The 15028-nt window shown below is 62.7% G+C and carries 12 protein-coding genes; 5 read left to right on the forward strand and 7 right to left on the reverse strand.

From position 1 onward, the window contains the following. Window positions 1-25: 25 nt before the first annotated feature. From BAMB_RS29880 to BAMB_RS29890, 3 genes are all read left to right on the forward strand, one after another. On the forward strand, window positions 26-991 hold the full coding sequence (locus BAMB_RS29880; protein ID WP_041491779.1) for a GlxA family transcriptional regulator: 966 nt from the start codon (window positions 26-28) through the stop codon (window positions 989-991). Window positions 992-1449: 458 nt separating this feature from the next. Then, window positions 1450-1761 carry a DUF4148 domain-containing protein gene (locus BAMB_RS29885; RefSeq protein ID WP_011660879.1) on the forward strand — a complete coding sequence of 104 codons (312 nt, stop codon included), beginning with the start codon at window positions 1450-1452 and terminating at the stop codon, window positions 1759-1761. Between the two features lie 311 nt (window positions 1762-2072). Beyond that, window positions 2073-2786, forward strand: coding sequence for a dienelactone hydrolase family protein (locus BAMB_RS29890; protein WP_011660880.1), 714 nt, complete (start codon window positions 2073-2075; stop codon window positions 2784-2786). Between the two features lie 106 nt (window positions 2787-2892). On the opposite strand, the gene BAMB_RS29895 is transcribed toward BAMB_RS29890, so the two are convergent. From BAMB_RS29895 to BAMB_RS29905, 3 genes are all read right to left on the reverse strand, one after another. Continuing rightward, window positions 2893-3864, reverse strand: coding sequence for a sulfonate ABC transporter substrate-binding protein (locus tag BAMB_RS29895; protein ID WP_011660881.1), 972 nt, complete (start codon window positions 3862-3864; stop codon window positions 2893-2895). A 272-nt stretch (window positions 3865-4136) separates the two neighbouring features. Then, entirely contained in the window at window positions 4137-5078 is a 942-nt protein-coding gene (locus tag BAMB_RS29900; RefSeq protein ID WP_011660882.1) for a LysR family transcriptional regulator, read from the reverse strand. A gap of 236 nt (window positions 5079-5314) precedes the next feature. After that, on the reverse strand, window positions 5315-6604 hold the full coding sequence (locus BAMB_RS29905; RefSeq protein ID WP_011660883.1) for an adenylosuccinate synthase: 1290 nt from the start codon (window positions 6602-6604) through the stop codon (window positions 5315-5317). Window positions 6605-6745: 141 nt separating this feature from the next. Between BAMB_RS29905 and gcvA the strand changes: the two genes are divergently transcribed. After that, entirely contained in the window at window positions 6746-7648 is a 903-nt protein-coding gene (gene gcvA / locus BAMB_RS29910; RefSeq protein ID WP_011660884.1) for a transcriptional regulator GcvA, read from the forward strand. A 216-nt stretch (window positions 7649-7864) separates the two neighbouring features. On the opposite strand, the gene BAMB_RS29915 is transcribed toward gcvA, so the two are convergent. Further along, complete coding sequence (locus BAMB_RS29915) at window positions 7865-8191, reverse strand: hypothetical protein (RefSeq protein ID WP_011660885.1); 327 nt, start codon at window positions 8189-8191, stop codon at window positions 7865-7867. A 2468-nt stretch (window positions 8192-10659) separates the two neighbouring features. Between BAMB_RS29915 and BAMB_RS29920 the strand changes: the two genes are divergently transcribed. Beyond that, a complete protein-coding gene (locus BAMB_RS29920; protein WP_006759641.1) occupies window positions 10660-11976 on the forward strand; it encodes a replication initiation protein in 1317 nt (438 codons plus the stop codon). A gap of 92 nt (window positions 11977-12068) precedes the next feature. On the opposite strand, the gene BAMB_RS29925 is transcribed toward BAMB_RS29920, so the two are convergent. The 3 genes from BAMB_RS29925 to BAMB_RS35680 form a co-directional block, all read right to left on the reverse strand. Continuing rightward, a complete protein-coding gene (locus BAMB_RS29925; RefSeq protein WP_011660886.1) occupies window positions 12069-13100 on the reverse strand; it encodes a ParB/RepB/Spo0J family partition protein in 1032 nt (343 codons plus the stop codon). Beyond that, window positions 13093-13788, reverse strand: a complete 696-nt coding sequence (locus BAMB_RS29930; protein WP_006759638.1) for a ParA family protein — start codon at window positions 13786-13788, stop codon at window positions 13093-13095. The genes BAMB_RS29925 and BAMB_RS29930 overlap by 8 nt, the downstream gene beginning before the upstream one ends. Window positions 13789-14177: 389 nt before the next feature. Further along, window positions 14178-14414, reverse strand: coding sequence for a hypothetical protein (locus BAMB_RS35680; RefSeq protein ID WP_041491780.1), 237 nt, complete (start codon window positions 14412-14414; stop codon window positions 14178-14180). Window positions 14415-15028: the final 614 nt, after the last annotated feature.

Below are 15028 nucleotides of genomic sequence, written 5' to 3' on the forward strand. Positions count from 1 at the left end.
ACATCGATACAACACGCAACCGAACATGCCGAAGGTCGTGGGAATTTTCGCGGTACCGGGCGTACAACTGCTCGACGTCTCCGCGCCGCTCGACGTATTCGCCCAGGCCAACGTCGAGTGCGGCAAGCCGTTCTATACGCTGCGGATCATCGCGAGCGAGTCGGGGCCGCTCCGCACGTCATCGGGCGCGCAATTGCTGGCCGACTGGATCGCTCCCGACATTCCCGATCGCCTCGACACGTTGCTCGTCGCCGGTGCGCCGCATGCCGCCGGGGTCGCGCTGCGAACCGACGTTCTCGCATGGCTGCGCTCGGCCGCCGTGCAAAGCAAGCGGTATGGCTCGATCTGCACCGGCGCCTTCATCCTCGCGGCGACCGGCCTGCTGAAAGGACGACGTCTGACGACGCACTGGGCCGCCGCCGACGCGCTCGCCGATGCGTATCCGTCGCTCACGGTCGAAGCGGACGCGCTGTACGTACGCGACGGCAAGCTGCGCACCGGAGCAGGCGTCACGGCCGGGCTCGATCTCGCGCTCGCGCTGGTCGAGGAGGATCTCGGCCGGGAAATCGCGCGGCGCGTCGCCGCGCAACTGGTCATGTTCTTCAAGCGCCCGGGCGGGCAGCTTCAGTTCAGCCGCAGCGGCGAGGCACGGCCGGCCGGGCGCTCCGTGCTGCAGGAAGTCCAGCGCTGGATCGCCAGCCATCCTGAACTCGAACACTCGGTGGCGGCACTCGCGCAGCATGCGGGCATGAGCCCGCGCCACTTCGCGCGGCTCTTTCGCGCGGAGGTCGGCCTAACGCCGGCCGCGTGGGTTGAAGCGACCCGCATCTCCGCGGCCCGGCAACTGCTCGAAAACGGACATGACACGCCGAAGCAGGTCGCCGCGAAATGCGGCTTCGCGAATGTCGATACGCTCAGACGGGCGTTCGCGAAGCATGTCGGGATCACGCCTGCCGAATACCGGAAACGACAGTCGGTCATCGACGAGTGAGTGACGCGGTATGCGCGACGATGCGGCGTTGATACTCGCGTCGGTGCGTGAGAAGGCCGGGTCCGTCCGAATTCCACAGCGATGGGGCGAACACACTTTCGTGCCCACGACAAATGCTTCGCAATCCGATTTAATCGATCTCTCGACCGACCGAGGTCGGCGCGCGGTTGCAATACACCTCTGTCCCGGATCGCGCCAGTTCGTGGTTCAGCGTTGGCATGGCACGCGAATCCCCCAACGCCCCCTACGACCGTGCACTGCCAATCGCACCCCGCGAATGCGCTCCGACACGCCAACAATCATCAGACAAAACCCGGCTTTCCCCGCCAATCGTTTACCCAGTTGCAATAATTATTCGCTGGAACGCCTATTTCCGACCGGTATCGCGATCGTTACGATGCAATCAACCGCTGAACGCAACAAGCGAAGCGCGAAATCTACGAAAACCGGAGGTCACCATGAAGTCGTTCATCTACGCAGTCGCTGCTGCCACCGCCCTTACCGCATCCGTTGGCGCATTCGCCCAGTCGAACCCGTCGGGCGAACTGACGCGCGCCCAGGTCCGCGCGGAACTCGTGCAGCTCGAGCAAGCCGGTTACAAGCCGGAAGCGTCCGACGCCCACTATCCGAATGCGCTGCAAACCGCGCAGGCACGCGTGACGAACAGCGACGCAACGGGTTACGGCGCACAAGCCGCCGCCGGCGTGCGCACCGGCCGCGCGATCGCAGTCAAGCAAACCGCTCGCGACTCGGTCTATTTCGGTCAGTAAGACCGATGCACGCGGCGCGTACCTCGATACGCGCGCTGCCGACACAACACCCCGCTCCCGTTCATCGGGGCGGGGTGTTTCGTTTTCGGTGACTCCGACATGCGCACTCCACGACGCACGATCGATGCGCGAGCGCGGCGCGGCCGCTGCCCCGAACCATTCACGCAGACGGCCGGCGTTTGCGCATAGAATGGCCGCGTGGTCGGCGCCGGCCGAAGCGAACGCGAGCGAAACCTCGAGTCACCGGGCAACCGCACTCGCTGGCCGACCCGATGCCGCACTCATCGCATTTTTCGAAAAGGAGCGGTTTCATGTCTCAAACATCCGGTTCCATGATCACGTTTCGCCGCCCCGACGGCAAGGAACTGCAGGGCTACCTCGCGACGCCGGAAAAGACCGAAGGTGCACCTGCGGTCGTCGTCATCCAGGAGTGGTGGGGGCTGAATGACCAGATCCGCGGCGTCGCCGACCGCCTCGCGCGCTGCGGCTACTTCGCGCTCGTGCCCGACCTGTATCGCGGCAAGTCGACGGTCGAGGAGGAAGAAGCGCACCACCTGATGACCGGCCTCGATTTCGGCGACGCCGCGTCGCAGGACATTCCGGGCGCAGTGCAATATCTGAAGACGCGCGCGTCGCGCGTGGCGGTCACCGGCTTCTGCATGGGCGGCGCACTCACGCTGCTGTCGCTGCAGTTCGCCGATGTCGATGCCGGCGTCACGTGGTACGGCTTCCCTCCGCTCGACTACCTCGATCCGTCGAAGCTCAAGGTGCCGCTGATGGGTCACTGGGGTACCCAGGATGCGTTCTTCGCGATCGATCAGGTCGATGCGCTGGAGAAGAAGCTGACCGATGCGAAGGTCGACATCGAATTCCACCGCTATCTCGCGCATCACGCGTTCGCAAACGAAACGGCCGTCGGCCCCGGCCGCATCGGCGGCACGCAGTTCGATCCGGTGTGGTCGCAGATCGCGTGGGATCGCACGCTGACGTTCTTCGGGCGCACGCTCTGGGGCCAGCAGCAGTAATACCGCAGCAGACAGCAGGCACCCGCCGACACCGTGCGGCGATACACGCAATGCGAAACGCCACGGATCTGCATCCGTGGCGTTGTCGTTTGCGGCTACGAATTCGTCACGCGAGCGTGGGCGGCGCCGCCTGGCTGACGTCCACGCGTTTCGGCAGGATGCCTGCCTGATAGAACACGTCCGCGATGTGCTGCTGGTACGCGAGCGTCTCGCGCGTCACCGGTTCGACACCGAAGCGCGCACGGCGAAACGCGAGCGCCACGGCCGGCTCCGGAATGCCCCACAGTTTCGAGAACTCGGCCGCACCCTGCGCGCGATTCGCATCGAGCCATCGCTGGACCGTCGTGAGCTCGGACACGGCCACACCCAGCACGTCGGCATTGCGCTGCGCATAGGTGCGCGACGCGAAGTAGTAGCTGCGGTTCTCGACGAGCCCCGTGCCATCCGCGACGATGCGCGCGCCCAACGTCTGCTGGACGACGGCGAGAAACGGATCCCAGATGATCCACGCGTCGACCGAGCGGTTCTCGAACGCGGCGCGCGCATCGGACGGAGACAACCAGACCGGCTTGACGTCCGCAAAGTCGAGCTTCGCGGCCTGCAGCAAGCGGACCAGCAGGAAGTGCGTGTTGGATCCCTTCACCAGCGCGATGCGCTTGCCGCGCAAATCCGCGAAGGTCCTGACCGGCGAATCCTTCGCGACGACCACGGCCTCGGTCGAGGGCCCTGCCGGCGTTTGCGCGTAGTAGACGAGCGGCGCACCCGCCGCGAGCGCAAAAATCGGCGGCGCCTCGCCGACATCGCCGAAGTCGATCGACCCGGCGTTGAGCGCCTCGAGCTGCGGCGGCCCCGACGGGAACTCGGTCCAGGTCACGTTCACACCGAGCGTCGCGAGCTTGTCCTGCAGCGTGCCTCTCGCCTTCAGCAGGCTGAGCGGCCCTTTCTGATAGCCGATGCGCAACGTGCGTGCGCCGGCCGCGGCAGCGAGCGCGAAGCGCGGCTGGGCGGCAGCGCCGGCCGCGAGCGCCAGACCGGCCTGGATGAGCCGGCGGCGGGATCTGGATAGTCGATCTGCCATGATGTCCTGGGTTCGATGGGAAGGCGCGCAAGCGCGAGTCGAGTCGATTCTAGGGGTTCGACGCTTCGCACCGAACCAACGAAGTCCGATATCGAAAGCACGCGCTTTCATAAAGACGTGCATCGCGCGATGCAATCGATCGGAGACGTTGCGCCTATTCGTCTTCACCATCAATTTCGGTCTGCGAATTATCTGGCACGGGCCAACGTCGATCTATGGACTACGTAACGTGTGCCGCGTCAATCAACCGGGCACACGCTGCCCACTTTCGCTCAGGACACGCAGGAACCGCGCAGCGCGGCCTCATCGGCGGCCAGCAATTCGGGCACGCATTCCCGCAGGAAATCGACGAAGGTCCGGATCTTCGCGTCGAGGTACTGGCGCGACGCGTACAGCGTATAGACCGTCAGCTTCTGCAGCCGGTACTCGGGCAACACGCGAACCAGCGCGCCACTGGCCAGGGCCGGCACCGCGCTCGACATCGGCAACGAGCCGATCCCGAGGCCCGCGCGCAGCGCGGCGCCGAGCGCGTCGGCGATGTTCACCTGGAAGTCCGGCAGCGGCAACTCGAATGTCTCGCGACCGTCGGGGCCGTCGAGATGCCAGCGGTCGCGCGGAAAGATCGGCGTGACGATCTGCAGGCATGAATGCGCTTCCAGATCGCGCACGGAGCGCGGCGTGCCGCGCTCCTTCAGGTAAGCGGGCGACGCGCACAGCACGCTGTGCACATCGCCGAGCCGCTGCGACACCAGGCCCGAGTCGGGCAGCTCCGCCGAGCTCAGCTGCAGCGACACGTCGTAACCTTCGTCGATGATGTCGGGCACGTGTTGCGACAGCGTAAGTTCGACCGCGACCGACGGATAGCGCTGCCGGTATCGCACGACCGCCGGCACCACGTAGGCCTGGCCGAAACTTGTGGTCGCATGCACATGCAGGCGCCCCGACGGCTTCGCCTGCGCGTCCGCCGCCTCGGCTTCCGCTTCGTCGATATAGCCGAGAATGCGCTGACACCGGTCGAGATAGCGCTGCCCGGCATCGGTCAATGCGATGCGGCGCGTGCTCCGGTTGAGCAGGCGCGTGCGCAGATGCGTTTCGAGTTGCGCGACCGAACGCGACGCATAGGCGGTGGTGATGTCCAGGCGCTGGGCCGCGCTCGTGAAGCTGCCCTCCTCCGCCACCCGGACGAAAATGCGCATCATCTGTAACGTGTCCATCGACAGGTCCCCGGGATTGAAATCGCTTCGCGGCGGCGCCCGCCCCGGCACAGCCCGGTCTGGCGCGAATTGTGCGGAACAGTACCGCAGCGGTGCAGGCGTGTCCAGTTTGCCGTGCACCGTTGCTACGGGCCCTCGCTCACGCGACAACCGCTGTCGAAGGACGACCGGCATCGGATCGATGCAGGCCGCACGGTGGCAGCCTGCCGCGCACGCATTGCACGTGCGCGTTGCGCTCAGGCCTGCTCGAAGGGGTTGCTCAGTACGATCGTGTCGTCGCGCTCGGCGCCGGTCGTGATCATCGACACGGGCACGCCCGCGACCGCCTCGACGCGCGCGATGAAATCCTGCGCGGCACGCGGCAACGCCGCACGCTCGCGCACGCCCTTCACGGTGCCGTCCCACCCGGTGAACGTTTCGTAGACGGGCATTGCACGCGCCTGCGCGTCGAGACTCGCGGGCAGATGGTCGACCCGTGCGCCATCGAGCTCGTAGCCGACGCACAGCTCGATCGACGCAAAGCCATCGAGCACGTCGAGCTTGGTGAGCGCAAGCGAATCGATCCCCGAGATCCGGACGGCCTGCCGCAACTGCGCGGCATCGAGCCATCCGCAGCGACGCGGCCGGCCGGTATTGACGCCGAACTCCTGCCCGCGCGCGCGCAGCGTTTCGCCGGTGGCGTCGGTCAGTTCGGTGAGGAACGGGCCGCCGCCGACGCGCGTCGCGTACGCCTTGGTCACGCCCAGCACGTGGCCGAGTTTCGACGCGCCGAGCCCCGTGCCGGCCGCCGCGGCCGATGCAACGGTGCCCGACGACGTCACGAACGGATACGTGCCCCAGTCGATGTCGAGCATCACGGCCTGTGAGCCTTCGAACAGGATGCGCTCGCCGCGGTCGTTCGCGTCGTTGAGGTCGGCCCACACGGGACGCACGAACGGCAGGATCTTCGGCGCGATGTCGACCAGCGTTGCCAGCATCGCGTCGCGCGAGCACGGTTCGAGCCCCAGGCCGCGAAACCATGCATTGTGATAATCGACCAGCACGTCGAGCTTGTCGGCAAGCCGGCCCGGTTCCGCCAGATCGGCGACCCGCAATCCGCGGCGCCCGACCTTGTCCTCATAGGCCGGCCCGATCCCGCGCAGCGTGGTGCCGATCGGTTCGCGACGCAGACGCTCCTGCGCCTGGTCGATCGCGCGGTGAATCGGTAGGACCAGCGTGGCGTTTTCCGCGATCGACAGATTGTCGGGCGTCACCGACAGCCCGAGCTCGGCCATCCGCCCGATCTCGGCCAGCAGCGCCTCGGGATCGAGCGCCACGCCGTTGCCGATCACGCCGCGCTTGCCGCGCACGATCCCGCTCGGCAGCAGCGCCAGCTTGTACGTCTTGTCGCCGACGACCAGCGTATGGCCCGCGTTGTGGCCGCCGTTGTAGCGGGCGACGAGATCGGCCTGTGCCGCCAGCCAGTCCACGACGCGCCCCTTGCCTTCGTCACCCCATTGGGCGCCCACCACCACCACGTTCGGCATGCTCCATACTCCATGTGAGAAATCCAGACACGTACTGCGGCCACATCGGCCGTTTGTGTGCCATATTGGCGGAGCAGGATCGCCCGATCAAACGATTAAATCTGAGCATTCATGTGAGTAAAACTCACGCGCAACGATGAAATGGCCCGACGACTCCCTCCGTTGAATTCGCTGCGCGCGTTCGAAGCCGCGGCCCGGCTCGGCAGTTTCACGCTTGCCGCCGATGAGCTGTGCGTCACGCATGGCGCGATCAGCCGGCATGTCCAGCAGCTGGAGGCATGGCTCGGCCGGCCGCTGTTCGAACGGCACAACCGGCGGGTCGAGCTCACCGATGCCGGTCGCGCGTATCTCGCCGAAGTTGGCGCATCGTTCGACCGGATCGCACTCGCCACCGCGCAGCATTTCGGCCAGGGGCAGCAACGCGTGCTGCGCGTCAGCGCGCCCGCGACGTTTTCGCTGCGCTGGCTCGTGCCGAAGCTGTCGTCGTTCCAGGTTGCTCATCCGGCCATCGAGGTGCGGCTGTCGACGTCGAACGAGCCGATCGAGAAGTTGCGCGACAAGGTCGACCTCATCGTCCGCGGCGGCCCGCAGGCGATCGACGGATACGTCGCCGAGGAATTCCTGTCGGAAGTGCGGTTGCCCGTCTGCGCGCCGAAGCTGCTCGAGGGCCGGCCGTTGCGTACACCGGCCGATCTCGCCGGCTTCACGCTGCTGCATGCGGCGACCTATCCCGGCATGTGGCCTGAATGGCTCGCGGCGGCCGGGCACGCGAATCTGGTGCCGCGGCACTCGCTCACGCTCGAGCATTTCTACCTGACGCTGCAAGGCGCGCTCGACGGCCTCGGCGTCGCGATGGGGCCGATCGCGCTCGTCGCGGACGACATTGCCGAAGGGCGGCTGGTGCAACCGTTCAGCGAACCGGCACTGCCGCCGTGGCGCTACTTCACCTACGTGGCGGCTGCGCGCGCGGATGACGAAGCGGTGCGGGCATTCAAGGACTGGTTGAAAACGACGGGGAACGCGGCGGCGAACGCGCGGCACTGACTATGCCGGCTGTGGGTGGTCAAGCCGTTGCGGCGGCCCGGATATGAACATGCTGGAAGTCGCGCTCGGATATCGACTCGCTCAACCAAGATACAGAGGATACCGAATCAATTGATACGGATATGCTATCCGCTTGGTAGCCACGACGCGCCGCGTATTTGCGCGGCACAAACAAGAAACCCCGGCTCGAGCCGGGGTCTTTTCCGCGAAGCGCGCTTATTGGCTGGCGGCAGCGGCTTCGCCTGCCTTCTTCTCGGCCTTCTGCAGGTTCTGCGGATAGTTCGGATCGTTGGCCGCCGGCTTGTAACCGGCGTCTTCGAGTTTCTTCAGTTCGGCGGTGTTCTTCGCGCGCGCAGCCTTGTGTTCGGCTTTGCGTTGTGCCCGTGCTGCCTTGCGCGCCTCACGCTTCGCGGCCTTCGCATCCGAGGCCGAGGCGGCCGGTGCGCTGCTGGCGTCGGTCTGCGCGAACACCGGAGCGGCGGAGCCGAAGAGGAAGGCTGCTGCCGTAGCAGCCAGCGTGAATTTTCTGATCTGGATTCGCATCGCTGAGCTCTCTATTCTGATTGATCACGGAGTGAAAATGCATCGAGATACCGCCCCTGCCCCCGGTCGGTTTTCATGCTGCGACCAGGGCCTTTGCATCATAACCGCGTTGCAAAAAATGTGGCGCCATCGTGTGCACAATGTTGGGGATACACGTATGGGAGAGATCGTGTCGCTGGGCCGCAGCGCTGCATCGGGCGCGACGATCATGAGCGCAGCAACCGTGTGACGAACCGGATTATTCCGTCGATACGATGCAGATGGCCTATGCGGATGCGATCCGTTTCCGCATGTCGTGCACTCGTATGAGGCTGACTGTTTCACCTGCGGAATTTGCCGATCGCGCAACGTGAGCGTCGCTTCATGAACGGGATCACCTATCGACTTGCAAGTCTGTGTGCCTGGCTGTGATTCGTGGTCGCATGCGCGGCGGTTCATCCCATAAACGGGCACGCTTCGTTCGGTGCCGAGTTCGACGCGATCCCCTGCATGTACAGACGATGCAAAGCGAACGATCGGGTAGCCGCTCGCTGAATGCATGGTTACCTGTTCGGGGCGCTTCGTTACCAGTTGTGGGAGTGACGTTGGCGAACGAGAGACGTCGTCGCCGCACAGGGTGAATGCTTGGATTGACCTTCGTTCACGGTTGCGCGAAGAGCTTGCATCGTGCGTTTGCATGTGCGAATGCGAAGGCTTCGTCACCGCCCGGCGTCGCAATGAGTCTTGAGTCTGTGGGACGAGGATGCCGGCACGTGCTGCGCTGCGCGTCTGCGTCACAGCGTTTCCATTGGGCGGGCGCATCTGGCGCGGTGGCGTCGCGCACCCGATTTGCCCATCCGAGGAACACCTTATCGGTGAGCTTTTACAGGACGTGGCATTTTCCGACGGTGAGGATATTCGGGATTCGAGCGCGGATCCGATGGAGGTGAACTTGGTTGATGCCGGCCGCCTCACGTTCGGACATCCAGCTGCCTGCGGTTGCTGTCTCCCCGATCACGAAGCCGTACCGGTTCCGGTTCCGTCCAAAGGTAGAAAACTATGAGGCCGGGTGCCCGCGGAGACGCCGACCCATTTCGTCAGTACACAGGCCAGCGATTGGAAAAGTGCCGATTGGCCAGGCTGGCGATAGCCGAAGACTTATCCACGGAAGCCCCAGCCCAGACGACAAAAAATTCACTTGCGCGTCGATTTCGGCGATTTCTCACTGCCGGGAGGGAAACCGAGGGCGCTCCCCTGTGGAGCGCAGGCTTCAGTTACTGCGGGTAATCCCGGATGCGAGATAGAGCGGGACGGCCATTCTTGGGTCCCATACGCGGGTACCTATGTCCCGCAAACGGCGATTTCCTCCCATAAGTTTCTACGTTTGAGTGCTTGTGAGTGGGTACTCACCTCCTTGGAAAGCCTTGTTGGGCCTGGGAGCCTTGCAGAGTGAGTCCAGATATCGAGGATTGCACAGGCAGAAAAGCCGGTTTCCTGTGCGTGCGGAGCGCTGCAGACTGGCTTTGGTAGCGGTTTATGGGGGTTGTGTTTCTGCAGAGGCACACGTGTGTTTACATCTTTTGTAAACAACGTTTACTTCTTTAACTACTTTTAGGCGGCTCAGAGCCTTGTCTGGCAAGGGTTTGACAGGTGTTCGGTACCCATTTATGGGGGCACAGGCGGAAGAGTATGGGGCTTCAGGTCTGTGGATTTGGGGAATGGGGTACCGAGTTGTGGGAAATGGGGGTTGTGGATATGGGGTACGCATAGCCTGTTATGGGATTTCGGCCCGGAAATGCTTCAGGTAGCCCTCTATGGGGGAATCCGTTGGTAGCCATTTATGGTGCCTTTTTCCCGATCCGTCGGCGGCCTGCGGCACAGCATTTTATGTGAGGTTGCCGGTTATGGGATGGACTTTAGGTAGCCGGTTATGGGCGCCTCCACGGACCGAGTGATCTCGTTTTGCTTGGCCCTCGGGATGTAGAGTCCCATAGACAGGATCAGGGAAACGGAAAGGTTACCTTCTATGGGGAATTCGGAAGGTAGTCATCCATGGGAGTTATTTTCGCCCGCTGGACACGATTGAAGGCAAAACGGCCAACCGGTGGTTCTCGTCAGGTACCCATTCATGGGAAGCATTAAAGGTAGTCTGTTATGGGAGCGCGCGGAGCGTGTTGCAGGGCACCACGAATCCGGTTTGCAAATCCCGTTCCGGTGAATTGTTTCCCATGAATGGGTACCTTCGATTGGGCAAGTCTCGTGCCGGATCCTGATGGCGAACTGCACAGGTAGCAGGATTTGGGAGCTATTTTTGGCGGAAAGGTATATGGATATGGGGCTTCGCGCACATCTAAAAAAAGCCAATTTCACTTTAATTACAATAAGTTAGGCGCTGTATTGAAAGTGATACTGGAGAAAGAGACGTTGCTCACCGGCTGGAAAAGGTATAAAGTCCGCCATCAACACGGTCACCTTCTCCGGACATCACGATGCCGCGTAAGCCCGCAATCAAAGGCTCCGACAAGCAGGTTTCGCTATTTCAGACGCCCGAGCCTCCCGATCTGCTGCGCAAGGCGGTCCAGGCCATTCATATCGCTCCGAAGTCCGGAAAGATCGGTCTCCAGCAGCGCAAGATGTTCAGCTCGCTGATCAAGAACGCCCTTCGTCAGGAAGCGTTCGAGCCCGGCCGGACGAGCTTCTCGATCTCGATCGCGGCGCTCTCGCACGAGAGCGGGTTGAACAGCAACAACACGAAGTACGTGAAGGACACGGTCAACTCGCTGATCAGTACCGTCGTCAACTGGGACTACCTTGCCGCGGACCGCTCGACGGTGTGGAAGGCGTCGGGCCTGCTCGCCGGCGCCGAGCTCGAGCAATCGGTGCTGAAGTACAGCTTCTCCGACCAGATTCGCAGCGAGTTGCTCAATCCGGAGATCTACGCGCTCATCGATATGCGGATCGCGCGCGAGTTTCGGCGCTCGCACTCGCTCGCGCTGTGGGAGAACACGGTGCGCTACGAAGGGATCGGCATCACGGCGAAGATTCCGCTGCCGAAATTCCGCGATCTCATTCTCGGTCAGGACAAGGCATCGCAGTCCTACAAGGAGTACAAGCTCTTCAAGAGCAAGGTCCTGGTGCCGTGCATTCAGGAGGTGAACGAAGTTTCCGACCATACGCTCGAGCTGATCGAACACAAGTCAGGTCGCAGCGTGGAGGCCGTGCAGTTCAAGGTGACGCGCAAGCAGAGCGCGGATACGGTCGAGGAAGGCGACGTCAAGAACGAAGCGCTCGTCGACGAAGTCGCCAAGTTCGGCATCCCGCGTTCGGAAGCGCGCCGGTTGATCACGCAGTACGGCGTGCAGCGCATCAAGGCGGCGATCGCCTATACGCTCAATCGGACTACGAAGAAGAACGCGGCGCCCATCGACAACGTGGCCGCGTATTTCCGCAAGGCGCTGACGCACGGCTATACGCTGGCTGACGGGCAGGGGACCGAAACGGCCGCCCCGGCGAAGGAATCCGCGCAGAGCAAGCAGGAACAGATTCGCGACAAATACCTGGCCGCGAAGGTCGACGAAGCCGGTGCGTATTTCCGCGAGCTGGAGATCGACGACCAGACCAAGCTGATCGAGCGCTACAACGAGACGGTGGCCGGTTCGAAGGATCTCACGCTATCGCCGAAGAAGAAGGCGAGCAAGCTGGCGCAAACCAGTTTCTTCCGGTGGCTGGCGCTCGATACCTGGGGCGAACCGACCTCGGACGACTTGCTCGAATTCCTGCTGAAAAGCAGCCTCGCGACCAACTGATTGTTCGAGGCCTCGCGCCTGGCATGCATCGCGCGCCGGACTGCGTCCGGCTACGCGGAGCCGTGCAGGTGCGAGGCCCTTGCCTGCGGCGCTTACTTTTGCGCCGCTACAGCCAGTTCGGCGACATATGCGTCGATCACGGTCTTGAGCCGGTCGGCGAGCGATTCCTGGTGGGACGCATCGACGCCCTTCAGTTGCAGATCCAGGCGTCCGTCCGGATAGGTCTTCAGTTGACCGATCGCGCGCGATTCGAGCGCGAAATCGTGGCGAACGCTGTAGCGCGTGCGCCCCGTCTTCTTGTTGCCGTCGCTCTGCGCGCGCAGGAAATTCTCGAGGTCGCGTACCGACTTTTTCCGGTCGATCACCGCCGTGAGCAGACGGTCGGCAGCCGGTTCGCCCAGGCGCTCGAAGATCAGCTTGAGGAAGTACGCCGCCTGCAGGCCGACCACGTCGTTCGCGCTGGCCATCCGTTCGAGCAGCGTGTTCGGTAGCGCGTTCAGCGACAGCGTCTTGCTGATCGATGCCTTGTCCTTGCCGATCTTCTCCGCGAGCGTGTTCTGGTCGGGGAAGACCTTTTCGTCGAGAAGCCGCTTCCACGCGACCGCGTCGTCGAAGATCGTCTGGCGTTCGTGGTCGTGGTTGGCGCGATACGCGATCGTATAGAGCTGCTCGGGCGTATGGTCCGTACGGAACGTCGCGTTGATCGTCTCGTCGCCGTTGATGCTCGTCGCACGCAAACGGCGTTGCCCGTCGATCACGACGAGCTTGCCGGGAAATTCCGGAAGCCGCGTGACCTTGATCGGTTCGATCTGCCCTTCCCGCTTCAGCGTCAGCGCGAGCTCGTGCAGGCTCGACTCCGAATAAAACACACGCGGGTTGAACGGGTTCGGGATGCAGTCCTTGACTGCGACTCTCTGCGGCGCGCCGAGATCGTGCGCGTCCGCGGGCGTGGCGGCAGTCGGGGCCGCGGGGGTTGCGGCTTCGGCGGTGGGGTTCGATGCCGGCGGCGGCTCAGGCAGGCGCGTTTCCAGCGCCGCGTTTTCCTGCGCGAGCCCGCGCAGCAGGCCGGCAGCGAGATGCAGGTTGCCGGTCGGCTTCTTGTCCTTCGATGTTTCCTTAGCCATGTGCGGCTCCCGTAGCGCGCGTCGACGCGATGTATTGGGCCATTTCGGTGACCAGTCTCTCGATTTCCGCGCGGGCTTCCTTCAGCCCCTTCAGGTATCGATTGTGGTGATGGATCGTGGTGCCGAGGGCGAACGTCTGACGGTAAACCTCGCGCTGCGCGATCTGGCTGTCCAGCAGATGCTCCCCTATTTCTTCTGCCCTTAGAATTTTTAAAATTTCTTCACGCATTTTAGTTTTTCCATTGACGCTATTCAGCATCAGCGCGGAAGACAAATTCGGGTTACGAACCGCACGCATCGATTCGATCATGCGAATCATCGCGACAGTGCTGTACAGGTCGGCTGGCGACGGCGACAGCGGCACGAGGCAGAAATCCGCCACTTCAAGCACGGATGCGATGCGCGGATCCTCAAGGTTGCCCGGGCAGTCGACGACGATCACATCGAAATTCGCATCCTGCTTCTTGATTTCGCCGCCGATCCCGCGCCCGGCGGGGGCCAGCGACAGCACCGTCATCGGGAGCGTATTTTCGCCGCTCGTCACCCATCTGACGGACGTGCCTTGAGGGTCGGCATCTATCAAGGCGACCTTGTTGCCGCCGGCCTCGAAGGCTGCCGCGATATTGACGGAGATGGTCGTCTTTCCAGTACCACCTTTCTGATTGCTCACGGCGATCTTGAAAGCCATTAAATTCCTCCAAGGAGTTTTGCGTAATATATGCAGTTATTGCGGAAAAGTCCAGAAAAGTGGTAGATAAAAAGATGAGCTTTGCGGAGTGATGTGGTTGTTACGTGACAAGCCGGCCAAGTGGCTAGGAAGTTCTTCGAGGAGTTGCGGGCGAATCGAAAATAAAAACTGATGAAAAATTTCGTTCGAGATGAAATTAGCTAAGAGACGCTAATGAAAATACTGGGGGCTTTAGCGTCGAGGGGGCGAGAAATCGGAGTAGTTCGTAAGCGCCCGGTTTCGTTCTTGTGCGGCAAGTGCTGATGCTGTTTTGCTAACGACTCGCGAGCCTAAACTGTGCCGGAATCCGCAGTTGTCACGTGACAAGTCGATTCAGCTGATCGCGGCATTCAAATATGGATCATCGGGCGGCACGCGGATTCGATGTGCCGCGATGATTCCGGAAAATCCACTTTTCCCTCGATGCAATCCGCGCTCGGATATGGCTGCTGGTGCTGGTGCTGGTGCTGGTGCTCGTGCTCGTGCTCGTGCTCGTGCTCGTGCGACTGCGACTGCGACTGCGACTGCGACTGCGACTGCGACTGCGACTGCGACTGCGACTGCGACGGGCGGTTGTTACGTGACAACCTCGCCACAGGCGATTGAGGACGGACGTCTTCTACCCCAGCGCGGCCACGGTAGAGATTGCTACCCTGAAGGAATCCGAGGAGGGACACGAAGCGATGTTGGTCCGTTGTGGCCGGTCGCTGGTCGGCGTTCGATGTAGGCGCACCGGTTGTCACGTGACAACCGGTGCGGTTCGATCCGGGAATGACCAGCGTGATAGCGGTGTGGCGCGCATGCGGTCTTCGAGGAAGCGCGCTATGCGAGCCGGGGGCGTGCGCGTCGATATTCCGTTCCGCTACTCAGGTCAGCTGGCGCCTCTCCTGGCACCGTTCAACGGCGTGGGCTCTTGTGAGTGCGTGCCGGCCTGTATTCTAGGGTCAATGATATGACCCCAATAAATTCGCCAGTTCAGCGTCCACAAAGCAAACAACCCGGGGCAGGGGAGGGGCAGGTATTCCTGAGCTTGTTGTATCAGCGAGTGGTCTGATGGAGGCCCGACATCGGCATCCTGTCACGTAGCCTCGCGTGACGATTCCTCTTTTGAAGGTAAATTCATATGTCCGGCGACACGAGGCGACGTGGGTCCGCAGGGTCGTGAAACATTTCTGAAAAACAGGGTGTCTTCGTAAACCCT

Source organism: Burkholderia ambifaria AMMD (assembly GCF_000203915.1).
Classification (GTDB): domain Bacteria; phylum Pseudomonadota; class Gammaproteobacteria; order Burkholderiales; family Burkholderiaceae; genus Burkholderia; species Burkholderia ambifaria.